Annotated in this window: 14 protein-coding genes, 1 tRNA gene and 3 pseudogenes; 5 read left to right on the top strand and 13 right to left on the bottom strand. The window is 48.5% G+C overall.

Annotated features, from left to right (window positions below; genetic code table 11):
- Window positions 1-83: 83 nt before the first annotated feature.
- Both lpxH and ppiB read right to left on the bottom strand, forming a co-directional pair.
- Window positions 84-800 carry a UDP-2,3-diacylglucosamine diphosphatase gene (gene lpxH / locus CG67_RS06750; protein WP_025902198.1) on the bottom strand — a complete coding sequence of 239 codons (717 nt, stop codon included), beginning with the start codon at window positions 798-800 and terminating at the stop codon, window positions 84-86.
- On the bottom strand, window positions 800-1294 hold the full coding sequence (gene ppiB / locus CG67_RS06745; RefSeq protein WP_025902197.1) for a peptidylprolyl isomerase B: 495 nt from the start codon (window positions 1292-1294) through the stop codon (window positions 800-802). The genes lpxH and ppiB overlap by 1 nt, the downstream gene beginning before the upstream one ends.
- Before the next feature lie 222 nt (window positions 1295-1516).
- Between ppiB and cysS the strand changes: the two genes are divergently transcribed.
- Window positions 1517-2902: a cysteine--tRNA ligase gene (cysS, locus tag CG67_RS06740; protein ID WP_025902196.1), complete on the top strand. Its 1386-nt coding sequence runs from the start codon at window positions 1517-1519 to the stop codon at window positions 2900-2902.
- 103 nt (window positions 2903-3005) lie between these two features.
- Here cysS and ybcJ read toward each other — a convergent pair whose 3' ends face one another.
- Window positions 3006-3218, bottom strand: a complete 213-nt coding sequence (ybcJ, locus tag CG67_RS06735) for a ribosome-associated protein YbcJ (RefSeq protein ID WP_025902195.1) — start codon at window positions 3216-3218, stop codon at window positions 3006-3008.
- Entirely contained in the window at window positions 3218-4084 is an 867-nt protein-coding gene (folD, locus tag CG67_RS06730) for a bifunctional methylenetetrahydrofolate dehydrogenase/methenyltetrahydrofolate cyclohydrolase FolD (protein WP_025902194.1), read from the bottom strand. The genes ybcJ and folD overlap by 1 nt, the downstream gene beginning before the upstream one ends.
- Before the next feature lie 178 nt (window positions 4085-4262).
- On the opposite strand from folD, the gene CG67_RS06725 reads away from it, so the two are divergent.
- Window positions 4263-4339: transfer RNA gene (locus CG67_RS06725), tRNA-Arg, on the top strand.
- A 15-nt stretch (window positions 4340-4354) separates the two neighbouring features.
- Here the strand turns inward: CG67_RS06725 and CG67_RS06720 are convergent.
- From CG67_RS06720 to CG67_RS17395, 6 genes and pseudogenes are all read right to left on the bottom strand, one after another.
- A pseudogene (locus tag CG67_RS06720) lies at window positions 4355-5098 on the bottom strand (site-specific integrase); the annotation flags it as partial.
- 71 nt (window positions 5099-5169) lie between these two features.
- Window positions 5170-5376 carry a hypothetical protein gene (locus CG67_RS06715; RefSeq protein ID WP_025902192.1) on the bottom strand — a complete coding sequence of 69 codons (207 nt, stop codon included), beginning with the start codon at window positions 5374-5376 and terminating at the stop codon, window positions 5170-5172.
- A gap of 301 nt (window positions 5377-5677) precedes the next feature.
- Window positions 5678-6268, bottom strand: coding sequence for a hypothetical protein (locus CG67_RS06710; RefSeq protein WP_025902191.1), 591 nt, complete (start codon window positions 6266-6268; stop codon window positions 5678-5680).
- 583 nt (window positions 6269-6851) lie between these two features.
- Window positions 6852-7962 (bottom strand): annotated as a pseudogene (locus CG67_RS06705) (IS3 family transposase).
- Window positions 7963-8050: 88 nt separating this feature from the next.
- Window positions 8051-8503 carry a DUF943 family protein gene (locus CG67_RS06695; protein WP_025902189.1) on the bottom strand — a complete coding sequence of 151 codons (453 nt, stop codon included), beginning with the start codon at window positions 8501-8503 and terminating at the stop codon, window positions 8051-8053.
- Window positions 8496-9299 carry a DUF3289 family protein gene (locus CG67_RS17395; RefSeq protein WP_025902188.1) on the bottom strand — a complete coding sequence of 268 codons (804 nt, stop codon included), beginning with the start codon at window positions 9297-9299 and terminating at the stop codon, window positions 8496-8498. The genes CG67_RS06695 and CG67_RS17395 overlap by 8 nt, the downstream gene beginning before the upstream one ends.
- 346 nt (window positions 9300-9645) lie before the next feature.
- Here CG67_RS17395 and CG67_RS17830 point away from each other — a divergent pair.
- Window positions 9646-11159, top strand: a protein-coding gene (locus CG67_RS17830; RefSeq protein WP_152975041.1) for an IS3 family transposase whose coding sequence is annotated in 2 segments (ribosomal slippage) — window positions 9646-10099 and window positions 10099-11159 — 1515 coding nt in all. Because the reading frame shifts where the segments join, the coding sequence is not laid out codon by codon here.
- Between the two features lie 36 nt (window positions 11160-11195).
- Here CG67_RS17830 and CG67_RS18530 read toward each other — a convergent pair.
- Window positions 11196-11378: pseudogene (locus tag CG67_RS18530) on the bottom strand (recombinase family protein); the annotation flags it as partial.
- Window positions 11379-11501: 123 nt separating this feature from the next.
- Here CG67_RS18530 and CG67_RS06675 point away from each other — a divergent pair.
- Window positions 11502-12377, top strand: coding sequence for a glycosyltransferase family 32 protein (locus CG67_RS06675; protein ID WP_074011158.1), 876 nt, complete (start codon window positions 11502-11504; stop codon window positions 12375-12377).
- A 410-nt stretch (window positions 12378-12787) separates the two neighbouring features.
- On the opposite strand, the gene CG67_RS06670 is transcribed toward CG67_RS06675, so the two are convergent.
- Together CG67_RS06670 and CG67_RS06665 are read right to left on the bottom strand one after the other, a co-directional pair.
- Window positions 12788-13354, bottom strand: coding sequence for a hypothetical protein (locus tag CG67_RS06670; protein WP_025902184.1), 567 nt, complete (start codon window positions 13352-13354; stop codon window positions 12788-12790).
- 1 nt (window position 13355) lies between these two features.
- A complete protein-coding gene (locus CG67_RS06665; protein ID WP_235501112.1) occupies window positions 13356-13799 on the bottom strand; it encodes a hypothetical protein in 444 nt (147 codons plus the stop codon).
- Between the two features lie 2492 nt (window positions 13800-16291).
- Between CG67_RS06665 and CG67_RS06655 the strand changes: the two genes are divergently transcribed.
- Window positions 16292-16759, top strand: coding sequence for a DUF1203 domain-containing protein (locus CG67_RS06655; RefSeq protein WP_025902182.1), 468 nt, complete (start codon window positions 16292-16294; stop codon window positions 16757-16759).

The raw sequence follows: 16759 nt of genomic DNA, 5'->3' as shown, positions 1-16759 counted from the left end.
CCTTGAGAAGGGCGTGAGAATAGCATGAGTCGGGGCAGAGGAAAACGGTTGCGTCGCGACACAACCGGGCAAAATATCCTGATTTACCAGGGGAAAGCGATGAGGCTGACGCCGTCGGCATCCAGCTGGATCATGGAACCTTCCTGATGCCAGGCACCGAGGACGGCCCGCTCTGCGGGCTGCTGACCGACACTGAGACGATGAATGGCCGGACGATGGGTATGACCATGGATCAACAGGGAAGCCTGATAACGTTGCATCACGGCTTCGACGGCCTGTGGATTTACATCCATGATCTGCTGGCTTTTGGTCTGATTAGCCTGCTGACTGTCATTACGCAGTCTGACGGCGATTTTCTGACGTAGCCGCAACGGCAGCATCAGAAACAGGCGCTGTAGCCAGGGCTGGTGAACTTTCTCGCGAAACCGCAGGTAACCGGCATCATCGGTACAGAGGGTATCACCATGCATAATCAGGACGCGGTGACCATAGAGCTCCAGTAACTGCTCTTCGGGGAGTAACTGCATACCACAGCGGGCAGCGAACTTTTTCCCCAGTAAGAAATCGCGGTTACCATGGATAAACCAGATAGGGATCGTCAGGGCAGAGAGCGCCTCAGCGACCTGCTGGTGCAGCGGGTTCGGGTCATCATCCCCGATCCAGCTTTCGAACAGATCGCCCAGGATATACAGGGCTTCACATTCTGTGGCTTCACGCTGTAAAAAACGCAGAAAACCGGCAGTAATTGCCGGTTCCTGCTGACACAGATGCAAATCTGCAATAAAAAGTGTCCGCGACATTACTCGCTGATGGTCACTTTCTGAATGATGACGTCTTCTTTTGGTACGTCCTGATGCATACCGCTACGGCCGGTAGAAACCGCTTTGATTTTTTCGACCACATCCATACCTTCAACCACTTCAGCGAAGACACAGTAGCCCCAGCCCTGAACGCTTTCATCACGGAAGTTCAGGAAGTCATTATCTGCAACGTTGATGAAGAACTGTGCTGTCGCAGAGTGTGGTGCAGAGGTACGAGCCATCGCCAGCGTACCACGGGTGTTCTTCAGGCCATTGCTGGCTTCGTTACGGATTTCAGCGTTGGTGGATTTCTGCTTCATTCCTGGCTCAAAACCACCCCCCTGGATCATAAAGCCATTAATGACGCGATGGAAAATGGTGTTGTCATAAAAACCTTCACGGCAGTAGGTCAGAAAGTTTTCTACGGTAGCCGGGGCTTTATCATCGAAGGTTTTAATGACGATATCACCAAAATTAGTCTGGAAAGTGACCATAATTTCATCCTGTCATGGTTGTTGTGCAGTATTTCAGCCTTTTCTGTGACTCAGAAAGGGCATTTACGATGGCACCTTATACCATAAATTTGAGGTATGCGGCAGTAGGGGGTGCTTACCTCCGGTTACCGGACTTGCTTTACGTCGCAGTCCCGTGAAAAATACGGCACAATAACCCGAGTTATCGCACACGCAGAACAAACGCAGAAACGGAAGAGTTAAATGCTGAAAATTTATAACACTCAGAGCAGACAAAAAGAGGAATTTAAACCTATTCATGCCGGGAAAATTGGCATGTACGTGTGCGGTATTACCGTTTATGACCTGTGCCATATTGGCCATGGCCGTACATTCGTTGCCTTTGATGTGGTCTCCCGCTACTTACGTTATCTGGGATATGACCTGAAATACGTGAGAAATATCACGGATATTGATGACAAAATCATTAAACGTGCGAACGATAAAGGTGAAACTATCGGTGAACTGACGGACCGGATGATTGCCGAAATGCACCGTGATTTTGCTGCGCTGAATATCCTGCCGCCGGACGTTGAACCCCGCGCCACCCGCCATATTCCTGAAATTATCGGGCTGGTGGAAAAACTGCTGCAACGCGGACATGCGTATGTTGCCGGTAATGGCGATGTAATGTTTGATGTGATGAGCGACAGCCATTATGGCGAACTTTCCCGTCAGGACCTGCAACAGTTGCAGGCCGGTGCCCGCGTGGAAGTGGCGGATGTGAAGAAAAACCCGATGGACTTCGTGCTGTGGAAAATGTCGAAAGCCGATGAACCTGGCTGGGCATCTCCGTGGGGGCAGGGGCGTCCGGGCTGGCACATCGAATGTTCGGCCATGAACTGCAAACAACTGGGCGAACATTTTGATATCCACGGCGGGGGATCTGACCTGATGTTCCCGCACCACGAAAATGAAATTGCCCAGTCGACCTGTGCCCACGGCGGTGAATACGTTAATTACTGGATGCATTCCGGAATGGTGATGGTGGACCGCGAGAAGATGTCCAAATCACTGGGTAACTTTTTCACTGTGCGCGATGTTCTGGCCCATTATGATGCCGAAACGGTGCGTTATTTTCTGATGTCCGGACATTATCGCAGCCAGTTAAACTACGGCGAAGATAACCTGAAGCAGGCCCGTTCAGCGCTGGAACGTCTGTATACCGCATTACGTAACACCGACCCGTCGGCAGTACCGGCGGAAGGCGCTGAGTTTGAGCAGCGTTTCCGCGAGGCGATGGACGATGACTTTAACACGCCGGAAGCCTATTCGGTGCTGTTCGATATGGCGCGCGAAGTGAACCGGCTGAAGGCTGAAGACCCGGCTGCGGCGGATAGTGTGGCGGCGAAATTACGTCAGTTATCCGGTGTGCTGGGCTTATTACAGCAGGATCCGGAAGTGTTTCTGCAGAGCGCGGCCGGCAGCAATGATGATGAGGTTGCTGAAATCGAGGCACTGATTGTGATGCGTAAAGAAGCCCGTGAAACCAAAAACTGGGCTCAGGCAGATATTGCCCGTGACAAACTGAATGAGCTGGGGATCATCGTTGAAGATGGCCCGCAGGGAACAACCTGGCGACGTAAGTAAGAGACGGAGCCCGTAACAGGCTGAAAGAGTCTCAACACTGTTCATCAGGGTTTATTGCAGAAAGAAAGGGCGTCCCGCAGGACGCCCTTTTTATCGCTACCGGTTAAGCGGTGACGGTTATGCTCTGACCACCAAAAGTGACCGTCTGGCCGCTGACGATTTTGCAGCGCTTACGGGTTTCTACCTGACCGTCGACAGTTACCAGCCCCCCGGCGATAAAGGCTTTCGCCTGAGCGCCGCTTTCTGACCAGCCTTCCAGCTTTAACAGGTCACACAGTTCGACGTGAGGGAATTTCCCTAAAGAAAAAGTTGCCATTATTCTGCTGCTCCATCGTGATATTCTTCACAGGCCTGTAAAGTATTTTGAATAAGTGTTGCGACGGTCATCGGACCCACGCCACCGGGTACCGGGGTGATCCAGGCTGCACGTTCTGCGGCGACATCAAACTCCACATCACCCACCACACGGCCATCGTCCAGACGGTTGATGCCGACATCGATAACCACCGCACCGGGTTTGATCCACTCACCGGGAATAAATCCTGGTTTCCCGACCGCGACCACCAGCAGATCCGCATTTTCGACATGCTGACGCAGGTCACGGGTGAAACGGTGGGTAACCGTAGTGGTACACCCTCCCAGTAATAACTCCAGGCTCATCGGGCGACCGACAATATTGGAAGCACCAATCACGACAGCATTCAGACCGAAGGTATCAATATTGTAACGCTCCAGCAGCGTCATAATACCGCGCGGCGTACACGGGCGAAGCAGGGGAGCGCGCTGGCACAGGCGGCCCACGTTGTACGGATGGAAACCATCGACATCTTTATCAGCGGCGATCCGTTCCAGCACTTTAACATTATCAATGCCTTCCGGCAGCGGTAACTGGACCAGGATACCGTCGATCTCTGCATCGTCGTTCAGCTTATCAATCAGGGCCAGCAGCTCTTCTTCGCAGGTTGTGCCGGGTAAGTCGTAAGAGCGGGAGATAAAGCCCACTTCTTCACAGGCTTTACGTTTACTGCTGACATAGATTTGAGATGCCGGGTTTTCTCCGACCAATATTACCGCCAGTCCCGGGGCACGTTTACCCGCGGCAAGACGTTGTTTAACTTTTTCCGCAACTTCCAGCCGGACCTGCTGCGCAATCGTTTTACCATCAATAATCTGTGCTGACATCAGAGAAAAATCCACGGAGTTAAAATCTTAGGGTGAAGGCGCCTATTTTGTCAGAAGCGACGCGTGCTGTCAGGCAAAGAATGCCGGGCTTTGTTCAAACCTTCAGCAGTAAAACCGAAAGCGGCGTAAAAATATTGACTCAGGGGCGGGTGACCGTATAATTCCCCGCAAAGTCAGGGCGCCCTTAGCTCAGTTGGATAGAGCACCGGCCTTCTAAGCCGTAGGTCATAGGTTCGAATCCTATAGGGCGCGCCATTTACTTTCAATGACTTACGCAATTTTGAAGCCAGCCTGATTTCTTCCTTGTGTCGTATTTGTGTCGCTAACCCCCAAAATGCTATCAATTTGCCTCGCATGTCCGGTCAAATGGTTTGGTGCAAGGTGAGCATATCGCTGTACCATCTCAATGCTTTCCCAACCGCCCATTTCCTGTAATGCCGATAACGGAACTCCGGCCTGAATAAGCCAGCTTGCCCATGTATGCCTCAGGTCATGAAATCTGAAATCGGTGATCCCGGCACGGTTTAGCCCTATCCGCCATGCCGTGTTATCATCAGTTCGCATTTTCCTGACTGCAGGAGTTTTGGTGCCGTCAGGTCTGGTGCCAGCCTTAGTGTGAACAAACACCCACCTGGAGTGTTTTCCTATCTGCCCACGGAGAACCCTGCATGCAGTATCATTTAGCGCTACGCCAATAGCCTTGCCCGCTTTGGCGTTTTCAGGGTTTATCCAGGCAACCTTCCTTTGCATGTCAACCTGAGTCCATTCAAGATCAAGTATGTTTGACCGGCGCAGTCCAGTGGAAAGAGCAAAAGTTACCACGGGCCTGATACTGTCAGGCATGCAATCAATCAGTCTGTTGGCCTCGTCCTTCGTCAGCCAGCGAATCCTTTTGCTAACTGGTTTTTTTGTTTTTATGACCGGGGTGGTTTTAATCCATCCCCATTCATTCGCCGCAGCCCTGAGAAGTGATCGCATAAAAGACAGATAGTGACTTTTCGTTCCTGCGCTAACCCAACCCGTAGGCACGATGCCGCCGCCGGTGACCGGTGCGGGAATAGGGTGGTGTGGTTTAGTAGGTGAGGTTAGTGGCGTTTAAACTTCGCGGCGCGTTCGCGTTTATCGTCATCTTCACGGCATGCGGACTCGCAATAGTGGCCTTTGTCGATCGTGTCGTCACAGCTATAGCATTTGCCGGTGAATGGCTTCGGTCGTGGGCGGTTCGCCATCGCAATCTTCAGTTGTTGCTGCTCCAGTTCTGAGGCCTGGTCGAGTGGGTCGGCGTGGGCCATAGTGGCTTCCTTTAGGCAATAAAAAACCGCCTCGGTGGACGGTTAGTCGATTAGTCTCATATACCTTGGCCGAAGTCTTAATATAGCCTCTCTTAGTCTGCTGTTTCAGACTTAACTTCATGAATGAAAGGTTCATTATCTTCTTTAAAAATAATGCAATCGAAGCTCATTTTTCCTCCTTTGCATAAATCGGATCATTGCCTTTCGGCAACTTCATCGTTTCCTGCCGATGCACCAATAAATAGCTGCCTCGAACCGCGCCAAATAGTAGCTCACCATGAGGAAAATCAGCCTGAATTTTTTATGATTCATTTTCCAATTGATGCTTAACGGAGTGCAACATTCTACGTCGAATCAGACCACTCCCCGCTCTGATTGCCAGCCAGTAAACAACCATCTTACAATGAGAGGTCTTATCCGGGCAGTGAATGAACGTTTCGGTAATGAGTTCGGATTGGTTTCCATTGATTTGGTTAACTTGATATCGAAGCAACAGCTTAGCAGCGCCTGGCTGTGCGGGCTGTTGGTACGCTTCAACGCTAGAAATTTTTTCTAGCCCTAAATCTGCACGCCAGAATTCCCCTCGTAACCCATAACAAAGTTCTGAATCAGACTCGTGAAGAAGCGTGAATGTTTGCAGTCCAAATTCATTATCGTAGGTTTTAGATGCTCCGTTTTGTAATTTCTGCGGCAATTTTCGTATCGACATCAATCTACGAATGACCACGTCCTGCTCAAGATCGAATGTCTTAATAAGCGACATAATTTTTTCAGGATAGTTTGTTTTGATTAAAGTGCTGTGTTTTTCGTGAAACTGGAAATCAGGTAAATGAGGCGAGGCACCATTCCAATTGGTAAGCATTTTTTTTGACACAAAACCCAGAGAAATCATCGTCAACCTCAACTTGGGGTATTTATGCAGACCCTCTGCATGCTGTAAGTATCCACTAAGGTATTCAAATTATCAGATAATTACATCGCATGCCTAAAAGAAAAAAACCACCAATCGGACTGATCAATACCGATTATAGCCCTATGCTCGCGGGTTCACAGGTATGCCGATGCTGCATCGGGGTAATCGCGCCAGCTCAGCTGCTGGACGCCTTGTATACAATCGATTTATGATGCCTTGGCATTATGTTTCAGTGGGGTGGACTATTTCTGAGAGGGGAGTTGCCTGGTTACCGGAGAGAATGAGGATGAAGTATCCGGCGGGTATCATGCGGGTGGCTCTTTGAGGAATACAATCCAGTGCGTTTTATCCCCTTTACCAGTCCGCTGCCAGATGGTCGGCATCTGGTCCGTTTAATGAAAGCTGGGTCTGCCAGTATGTGAGTCTCTTCATCGCTACTCCAGGCCGCTGAGACGTTTGATTTCTTCCATATAGTAGTGCCGTACAAGCTCTCAGTGTCAGCATAGTTGTCACCCCTTCTGATAAATCAATCTGAGGGCATGGAGTTGTAAGTAGACCTGTTTTAGTTCCAGACACTTTTTGAGGTTTCTGTTTTTTCAGCCATCAACCGGTATTCTTCCGGCGTCAGATTATTCAGGGATTCATGAGGTCGTTCGCGGTTATATTCCGTCAGCCACCGATCTGTTTCTCCCGTACTTCATTCAGTGTTCTGAACAGATAAAAATTCAGCATTTCAGTCCTGTATGTCCTGTTAAATCGTTCAATAAAAGCATTCTGAGTGGGTTTCCCGGGCTGAATGAACTCCAGTTGTACATCATGCTCTTCAGCCCATTGGGCCAGTGTCAGTGAGATAAATTCCGGTCCGTTATCCATCCTCAGTTTCAGCGGATAGCCACGGTGAGCAACGATTCGGTCCAATACTCTGATGACCCGCTGAGCCGGAATATTCAGGTCAATCTCTATGGCCAGTGCCTCACGGTTAAAATCATCCACCACATTGAATGTCCGGAAACGTCTGCCACTGACCAGAGCATCGTGCATGAAATAAATCGACCAGCTCTGGTTTATTGCCTCTGGTGTCGCCAGCCGTGCCGGATTACGCACCGGCAAACGTTGCTTTCCTTTACGTCTGAAATTCAGTTTCAGCAGGCAGTAAATCCGGTGAACCCGCTTATGATTCCATACATGACCCTGCCGGCGAATGACCTGAAAAAGCTTCTTAAAACCGTATCGCGGATAGCGCTCAGCGAGTTCTGTGAGGGCTTCAATAACAGCGTCATTACGCCGTGTATCCGGTTTGTAGAAAAATACCGTCCTGCTCAGTGATAATGTCCTGCATGCCTGATGTGTGCTCATTGTAAACTGCGAAATCAGATAATGGGCGAGCTCACGCTTTATCACTGGTTTTAAAGCTTTTTTTCGATAACGTCTTTAAGGGCACGGCATTCCAGACTCAGATCAGCGAACATCTGTTTGAGACGTCGGTTCTCTTCTTCCAGGTCCTTGATTTTTCGGATATCAGAAGCTTCCATTCCGCCATATTTCGCTTTCCAGTTATAATAGCTGGCTTCAGAAATTGCAGTCTCGCGGCAGACATCTTTCACCGTTCGACCTGCTTCAACAGACTTCAGAACGGCGATAATCTGGTGTTCAGTAAATCGGGCTTTACGCATAGTGATCTCCTTCAGGAGACATATTCAGTATGTCGGAAGATCTCTAAAAGTGAATGGCTCTTTCTGCAGGGGTGCTTACACGTCTTTCTTATTTATATCCAATTCTTACTTTACCATCTGGTGTTAAAGTGTATTTATTCTTGTCAATATTTATATAGATTTTACTACCAAGGCTTCCTCTCACAACAATTGCTATACTGTTATAAACACATTTCTTTTGCTCGCCATTATTATCATCAAAGCAGGTATAGTCATCAATTGAACCGTCTCTGACTCCTTTGGGTAATTTCTCATAACCATCGAAATTCATGATAATAACTGTGAAGTTATCCGGGGGGTTGATAATATGATATTTATTCTGAAGTAATTCTTTGTTTTTCAACCACCAACTTAGTTTTCCTTTATTCGTCATTGGTAAATTCTCTACAAAAACCGTATTATTATCAACCCTGACTATTTTGGCTGGTCTTACAGCAATCAAAATGCAGTATGCTATTATTAAAAAAACTAAAATTGAACCAATCCTTTTATAGTTAAACATTGTTTTCCCCTGTTAATGTGATAGTAGCCTCGAAATTTGTGAAAAATGGCTTTTGAGAAAAATGTTTAGCTCTCTGTAGAACGAACCATATTCTAAAGAAAGCAATAGAGTTAAATTTAACTTTTAAGATATCTTCTTTGTCTAAGCCAAAATGGTCTTGTGCTCTGTATTTGATAACTGCAGTGTATTTATTGCCTTGGAAGGTCAGGCTTTCAATAGATATTTCTGTGCTGTTTATATCATGGACGGTAATTCCCATTCCATTGACGAAATCTTTCCATCTTGTGTATTTAGGTAAATGACTTTTAGATAACACAGTTGAAAAATTTTCTTTCGTCAGTTGGGATTTATTGAAATCAAATTGCCCGAGGGTATTTTTAATTATGGATAATGTGCTATCGGCAGCGTTGTCACTCAGAATGAGATTTCTGTAGGCATTGTTCATCGTCGGATGCTGATAATTTTTTCCATTACTGCGCTGCATATGATTGAAAAGGTCTATGATCAAGCCCTGGTATGGTCCCCGGAAAGAAAAGACATAGGACTGAGATCTCAGTTCATCGTATAACATCGCTATGGCTCTTTCTCGACTAACTGGCCGGAGGGAGTTAGTCGAGTGATGCTGATAGAAGGGACCAAAAGTAGTCCAGTCGATGAAAGTTGATACTTGCCCGAGATGATAATGCTTTTTCAGTGTATCAATATCCATATCTCCGCTTTGCATGTCATCGGCAGTCCTGTCATTGAATCTTTTTTTTGTGGTGAAGATGATTAGTTTTTTGTCGATTCCTTTCATTCAAAATCAATCCTTTTCAGTCAAATGATTACGTATTATACATTTCCTGTTTGTCAGGCAGACTAATAATTTTCTTAACATTTTCTATACTAAGAGTCATTCAGGCTCACATAAGCACTCAGTGATGAACCACAGTCATGGGAGTGGTCCCTCAGTTAAGGGAGCATATCCGGGGGCAGGTCACAAATTGGAAAAAATCAGGCGATTCCATTGCCCTGTTCGTTATGCCCTGTTGATTCGGGCATACACAGTATTTTGCAGACGCTTAATGCTGCGTGCCACGCCCTCAGTGTCAGCATAGTTGTCACCCCCTCTGATAAATCAATCTGAGGGCATGGAGTGACACATGAAACGTATTTCACCGGAACGTAAGGTTGCAACACTGGCAAAACTGTTACCGCCTTACAATATGACCGTGGCAGCCGTTGCACAGATGGAAGGAATATCCGAAGCTACCCTGTATAACTGGCGTAATCAGGCTAAATCAGAGGGGAAACCGGTGCCTGGTGCAGAAAAGAACAGTGAACAATGGTCGTCAGAAGCACGCTTTGCCGCAATAGTCGAAACTGCCACGCTTTCTGAAGCTGAAGTAGCAGAATACTGCCGTAAAAAAGGACTCTATCCGGAACAGCTGGTTCAGTGGCGGCAGGGATTTTTACAGACGGAGAATCCTGGTGATAAAGCGGCGCTGAAACAAAGCCTGAAAGAAAATAAACAGCTGAAGAAAGAACTGCTCCGCAAGGAAAAAGCCCTGGCGGAGGCGGCACCCATACTGGTGTTGCGAAAAAAGCTCACGGATTACTACGGGGAAACAGACGCGGACGACTGACCCCTGAAAGCGAACGACAGCAGTTTATTCTGTGGATAAATGAAGCGGTAACGTCGGGTGCACGACGGGCCATTGCCTGCCGGGAAGTCAGCATCAGTCTGCGTACCTGGCGACGATGGATGAAGAATCCGCGTGACGGCAGACCTGAAGCCCTCAGGCCGGTACCGTTTAACCGGCTATCTTCTGAGGAAGAAAACCGGATACGGGATGTCTGCCATCAGCCGGAATATGCCAGCCTGCCACCGTCACAAATCGTGCCACGGCTGGCGGATAAAGGTATTTACCTGGCAAGTGAATCCACGTTTTACCGGATACTGCGACGCAGTGGTGAAGTACACCGCAGGGGGCGTCAGGGGCGGCAACAGAAGGTCACTGTCCCGACAACTTATACGGCTACCGGCCCCTGTCAGGTCTGGTCATGGGACATCACCTGGTTACCGTCGGTGGTACGTGGACGCTGGTATTACCTGTATATTATAACTGACCTGTACAGCCGGAAAATCACCGGTTATGAAGTGCATGAGACAGAAAGCGGTGAACAGGCTGCTGCCTTAATGCAACGCAGTGTCATGCGTGAAGGCTGCTGGCGGCATCCGCTGGTCCTGCACGCAGATAACGGCGCAGCCATGAAATCACAGACGCTGCAGATGAAACTGCACGAACTGAATATCACGCCGTCTCACAGCCGTCCGCGGGTCAGTAACGATAATGCGTATGCAGAGTCACTGTTCCGGACGCTGAAGTATGTGCCGCAGTGGCCGTCATCGGGGTTCAGAACGCTGTCGGATGCCCGCCAGTGGGTGGATAAATTTACCCGGTGGTATAACGAAACGCACCGTCACAGCGGAATACGCTATGTGACTCCGTCAGAGCGGCATCGCGGAGAAGACAGAGCTTTGCTGAAACAACGGGATAAACTGTACCGGAGCGCGAGACAGGCCCATCCTGAAAGGTGGTCTGGCAGAACGAGAAACTGGCAGCCGGAAGGTCCGGTAACGTTAAATCCGGACCGGGAAAAACAGGCGGCTTAAATTAACTGGGGGTGACAACTACCTTGACACTTACCGCACGCGAGCAACCCTCAGCGTATTACCGGTTCGGTAACAGCTCAACTCGCTTATTCCGGATCGGCTGCTTCCGCGGGCTTTTTCTGCGCGAATGATTTCACCCCCGGCAGCGCGGAGAATTTGTATCCGCAGGGTCAGGCTCTGGTCAATGGTTGAAACGCGGGCATAGCCGTAAAGTACCATAATAATGAGGACTGTCTTATCGGATTGACTGTTTTTGGTCTGCCTAATAAAAACACAAGTGTATACAAAAAGAGCATGATGCTATATAAAAGCCATCCATATTTTAAGCTCTGCGGTGAATACATGTACCCAAAAAATGCACATTACATTTGGATTGGAAATAAGCCCCTGCCACAATATGCAATAAGTAACATTATACATTTTAAAGCAAACAACCCACATTACACGGTCTATCTTTGGACGACCAATCCACACAGAATGGTCAATAACATAATAAATTCTGGATATAGCTCACAATTTATGAATCTTATAAACTGTCGTGATTTGCCCGAAATGACAGGATATATTAGATCTGCTGTTGAAAGAGAAATGTCTGATAGTCCTTATCATAATTACGCAGCTGCCTCTGATATTTTACGCCTGGTTGTTTTAGAGAAGTTTGGCGGTATTTATATGGATGTGGATGTTATGGTATCAGGTAGTCTTGGTTTGATATCTCCTGAACGAGTAAGCAGCACGGGAACGTCTGACATATTAATACATCAGGAGGTGTTGAGTAATCAGACACGCTTATCCAATGCAGTAATTGTCAGCCAGCCCCGCACCAACACTCTGAAAAAAATGATTAATTATGCAGTGACTCCTTATGCGAAAAATCATCTCTATGAGATGGGGTTTGGCCGCACTGCAGGTAAAGATTTATTAAGGAAAGCATTAAAAGATTTGAAGGATATTCCATTGAGGGAAATCATGTGGGTAGGAAAGAGAGCGGTACCTTCTCTTCGCCATCAAATAACCATATATCTTACGGGGCCGGGGTTAATGGATGCATACCTTCAATCCAGTGGATTAAGTCAACGGTTCCAGACAACAAAAATACTAAATGAACCCGCTCGATTTGGACAACGGGAAGACGATTTCCCGGGAACCTGGAAGCGGGGGATGAACGGTAAAGGTGAGTGGGTAGTCCCGGCCAGAAAATTTAACAGTACAATTTAACCTGTATTCCCGCCTCCCCTCTGGCTGGTATACAAGGAAATCTGGCATGGTCCATAAAAACTTATATTTCGTGCCCGCAAAATGCGGGCAAATTCCATCGTTGCCTGACATAATTCATTCCGCTTAATGAGCGTTGAAGCCCGGAGGGGAACACCACAGACTCACATTAAGGGGGCCGGTGTCGGAATATCCAGTCTGTAATTTTAAGGGACTGAGTTGATGGTGGTCAAAACCAGGAAAGTCGCTCAACATCAGGGTGCTGACACAACCATGTTAGTTGCAATTATTGTGAGTCCGGGATAATGGATTGCGAGGGGAATGATTCAGGGACGGAAAGATAGTGCGTGACCGAACCATATCGGCATAAAACCGGACGAATGATAAGACCGGCGCGATGCCCCGGTAAGTATTTATGGGAAAAATTCATGCAGAATTTTTTCTTCACCCAGCGTGAATATTAAAAAATCACTCTCTTTGAAGGTGTTTTCTTTGATCAGTTGTTGTTTCACTGTGCTGAATTTTTTTGTGTCGGTGAAGAAGAGTGCTGTGACATAATCTGAATCAATCAAATTCTGTTGTTCAGAAAGCTGTACAACCTCCTGGTAGCAATCCCTTTCCTTGTCTCCTGTTCTTTGTCTTAACATACATTCTGTCAGTAAATAGGTTCGGACAGGTTTTTTACTATAGAGTTCTCTAAGAAATTCAATGCCTTCTTTATAGTAATTTTCTCCTATCAGACTATTTGTGTACATTAACAGGATTGCGGTGTTTTCAGGGTTACTTTTTCGGATTGAGTTAATTTTTGAAAGGATTTCATTACGCTGGCCGGGGGCCGACACCGCTAACCTTTCAACTAAAAACGCCACCTCGTTTACAGGGTTTTCTTTAATGGAAACAGGTTCCTGATAAGAATTTGCATGGCCTGACAGAAAGAAAAAAAGTGTCACTGTCCGGAGGAGGAATAATATTTTTTTCATATTAAAAATGCCTGAATTTATTCAGTGAGATATAGTGTGTTGCTTTATTAGGGGCGGGGGCAGTGAGCCCGTATACCCTGTATTTAAAACGTATCCGTTTTCTATTTTTAAAACTGGCTGGATGTTTTTTACTTGTTTTTAAAGTAAAGCGGGCTCCCCCGATAAGAATTTCATCCTGTGTGAGAGCAAAACATCTCTCTCTGGCATCCAAAACGTATTTTTTATTATCGATATTACTTTCAACGGTGCACCAGGGTTTAATCACACCTGAACCATAAGCTCTGGCTGCATTACATAACATCGATGCAGATAAAAATAGAACTTTCCCTTCTTTACTATCGTTTTCAGTGACATTCAGAAGCAATGTATAAGATGCATGTAAAGCACCGACCCCTTCCAGGGCCGGATAGCCAGGTGTCGTGAACCTGAACGATTTTGTTGCCAATTTATCCTCCCTGATAAAATTAACAAACCCGGCGCCATTCCCGGAACAGTTATCTTCTGCAATGCCAGGGCCTGTCTTTATGAATTTATGTGAATGTGCTGTTCATGTAAACACAAAATTATTAATGTATTTTTGTTATTACTTTCAATGTCTTAATTGTTTTTTCCCCGGAGTTCGTACCGGTCGCAGTGTTTGGTCTGGATCCGTTAAATTCATTAATATGTCTCCGGCATATTCCAATATTCCTGATACTCAAACTCCATAATACCCCTGTTTCGTCATCATCCATTGATACATAAACCGGGCAGGAGGAATACAACGTTCGTCTTATGGACGTTAAAGCAGTATTAAGGCATATCCATACAAAAATCAGGAGGTATCAGCGTATTAGAACCGACCGTTTCCCTGAGTCGTCCAAGCTTAATGCGGACTGTTTTTGACATTTGATCCGGATTGTCGTCCCTCAGACCCGGAATCACGTTATATCTGTGCGGGCCGTCAGGCCGGAGCGATAAGTGAGGGGACAGCGAGGACCTGCGCCAGGCGAGGATTGTTAAGGCCCGCGCCTTCGGGCCTTAACCCGGCCGCCGCCACGCGGCAACTGAAACTACTGCACGTATGACGGGCGGAACCTGCTCAGAGCGGATACACGGGAACCGAAGAATTTGTTTGTGTCAGTACGGTGAATATTCCGTTCGCTTTGTGGTAAGGCATGCTGCCCGGGCCACGCAGCGGGCGACCGGGCAAAGGGCGCATGGCCGCGCCCTCTGCACTCCCTGCCTTGCGACAAACCTGCCCGCCGCTGCGCGGTACCTTCACTCACTCATATGTCCTTTACGGACCGGTCATGATTCGCTCCTGCTCAGCATGACCTCTCGCCGCGTCCATGCGGCTCGTCCTGGCCACATTCACTCGCTCAGCGGTGCGATGTCGCCTTGCCAACGATGCAAGCATCAGATAAGAAGATATTTTCCGTATTTTAAAAGACTAAACACGAGGATCACTGCCCGGAGAGCAGGTTTTGGGGCGCTATCCGCAGTGCCGAACGCAGAGTGACGGCCAGGCTGAGCCGGCAGGGATGCCGGCGAAAGAACGGTTGAGCCAGGACGGCGAATCCGGGCGGGCCGTCAGGCCGGAGCGATAAGTGAGGGGACAGCGAGGACCTGCGCCAGACGGGGATTGTTAAGGCCCGCGCCTTCGGGCCTTAACCCGGCCGCCGCCATGCGGCAACTGAAACTACTGTACGCATGACGGGCAGAACCTGCTCAGAGCGGATACACGGGGAAACCGGATGCGTTTTTTATTATCAGTACGGTGAGTATTCCGTTCGCTTTATTTTCGGGCATGCTGCCCGGGCCCCACTGCGGGCGACCGGGCAAAGGGCGCATGGCCGCGCCCTCTGCACTCCCGGCCTTGCGACAAGCCTGCCCGCCGCTACGCGGTACCTTCACTCATTCATGTGTCCTTTACGGACCGGTCATGATTCGCTCCTGCTCAGCATGACCTCTCGCCGCGTCCCTGCGGCTCGTCCTGGACACATTCATTCGCTCAGCGGTGCGATGTCGCCCGACCACCGGTGCAAACATCCGCGGAAAAGCGGATTGTGGTTTTGTATTAAAACCGAAAGACAGTGGCGATGCCCGGAGAGCAGGTTTTGGGGCGCTATCCGCAGCGCCGAACGCAGAGTGACGGCCAGGCAGAGCCGGCAGGGATGCCGGCGAAAGAACGGTTGAGCCAGGACGGCGAATCCGGGCGGGCCGTCAGGCCGGAGCGATAAGTGAGGGGGCAGCGAGGACCTGCGCCAGGCGGGGATTGTTAAGGCCCGCGCCTTCGGGCCTTAACCCGGCCGCCGCCATGCGGCAACTGAAACTACTGCACGTATGACGGGCGGAACCGGCTCAGAGCAGATATGCGGGAAAACGGATAATTTTTTTGTGTCAGTATAGTGAATATGCCGTTCGCTTTATAATAAGGCTTGCTGCCTGTAATCCGCCGCGGGCGACCGGACAAAGGGCGCCAGGCCGCGCCCTCTGCACCCCCGGCCTTGCGACAGGCCTGCCCGCCGCTGCGCGGTACCTTCACTCATTCATGTGTCCTTTACGGACCGGTCATGATTCGCTCCTGCTCAGCATGACCTCTCGCTCAGCGGTGCGATGTCGCCCGACCAACGGTGCAGACATCCGCGGAAAAGCGGATTGTGGTTTTGTTTTAAAACCGAAAAACAGTAGCGATGCCCGGGTGGAAGGTTTTGGGGCGCTATTCGCAGCGCCGAACCTGACATTACGGCCAGCCCCTGACACTGAAGGGGGACCTTCCGCCAGACAACACCACGCTTGTCCGGGAAAATCAATATCACGCTGACAGATGTGAGAGTAGCCTGCCGACGGTACAGGGATATCTTATCGCGGGTTATTTGAATGCAATAAACCGTGTTTTTAAACTTCTGAAAAATTGATAGGCTAAGATTCAACTCATAACAGGAAGTGCGTGATATGTCTTTTATTATCAGAGGATTAAACGGAAGGGCTTTCAGTCATCTTTATGGTCTGCCGGACGATGAGCTAAGAAAGAAAGGCGCTATCAGGATCCATGTTGATGAATATCCATGCTACCCGGACCGGATCACGTTAAGAGATATCCCCACCGGAGAAACAGGGATCCTGTTAAACCATACTTATCTTGATACGGATTCTCCCTATCGTGGCTCACATGCTATTTTTATATGGGAGGGGCAGTCAGAGGAAGGTGTCTTCAGAGACACGATTCCGGAAGTTATGCAAAAAAGAATGATTTCTCTTCGAGGTTTTGATCACCGGGATATGCTTATTGAGGCGACGATAGCTCAGCCAGGAGAAGTGAAGGAGCATATTCTTTCGCTTTTTAAAAACGATAAGGTTGATTTTATTCTTGCCCACAATGCCAGACAGGGATGCTTTTCTTGCCGGGTAGAACGGGGTTAG

Origin of the sequence: Tatumella sp. UCD-D_suzukii, assembly GCF_000611875.2 — a bacterium.
GTDB lineage: Bacteria > Pseudomonadota > Gammaproteobacteria > Enterobacterales > Enterobacteriaceae > Tatumella > Tatumella ptyseos.
This window is presented reverse-complemented; position numbering and strand designations above follow the sequence as displayed.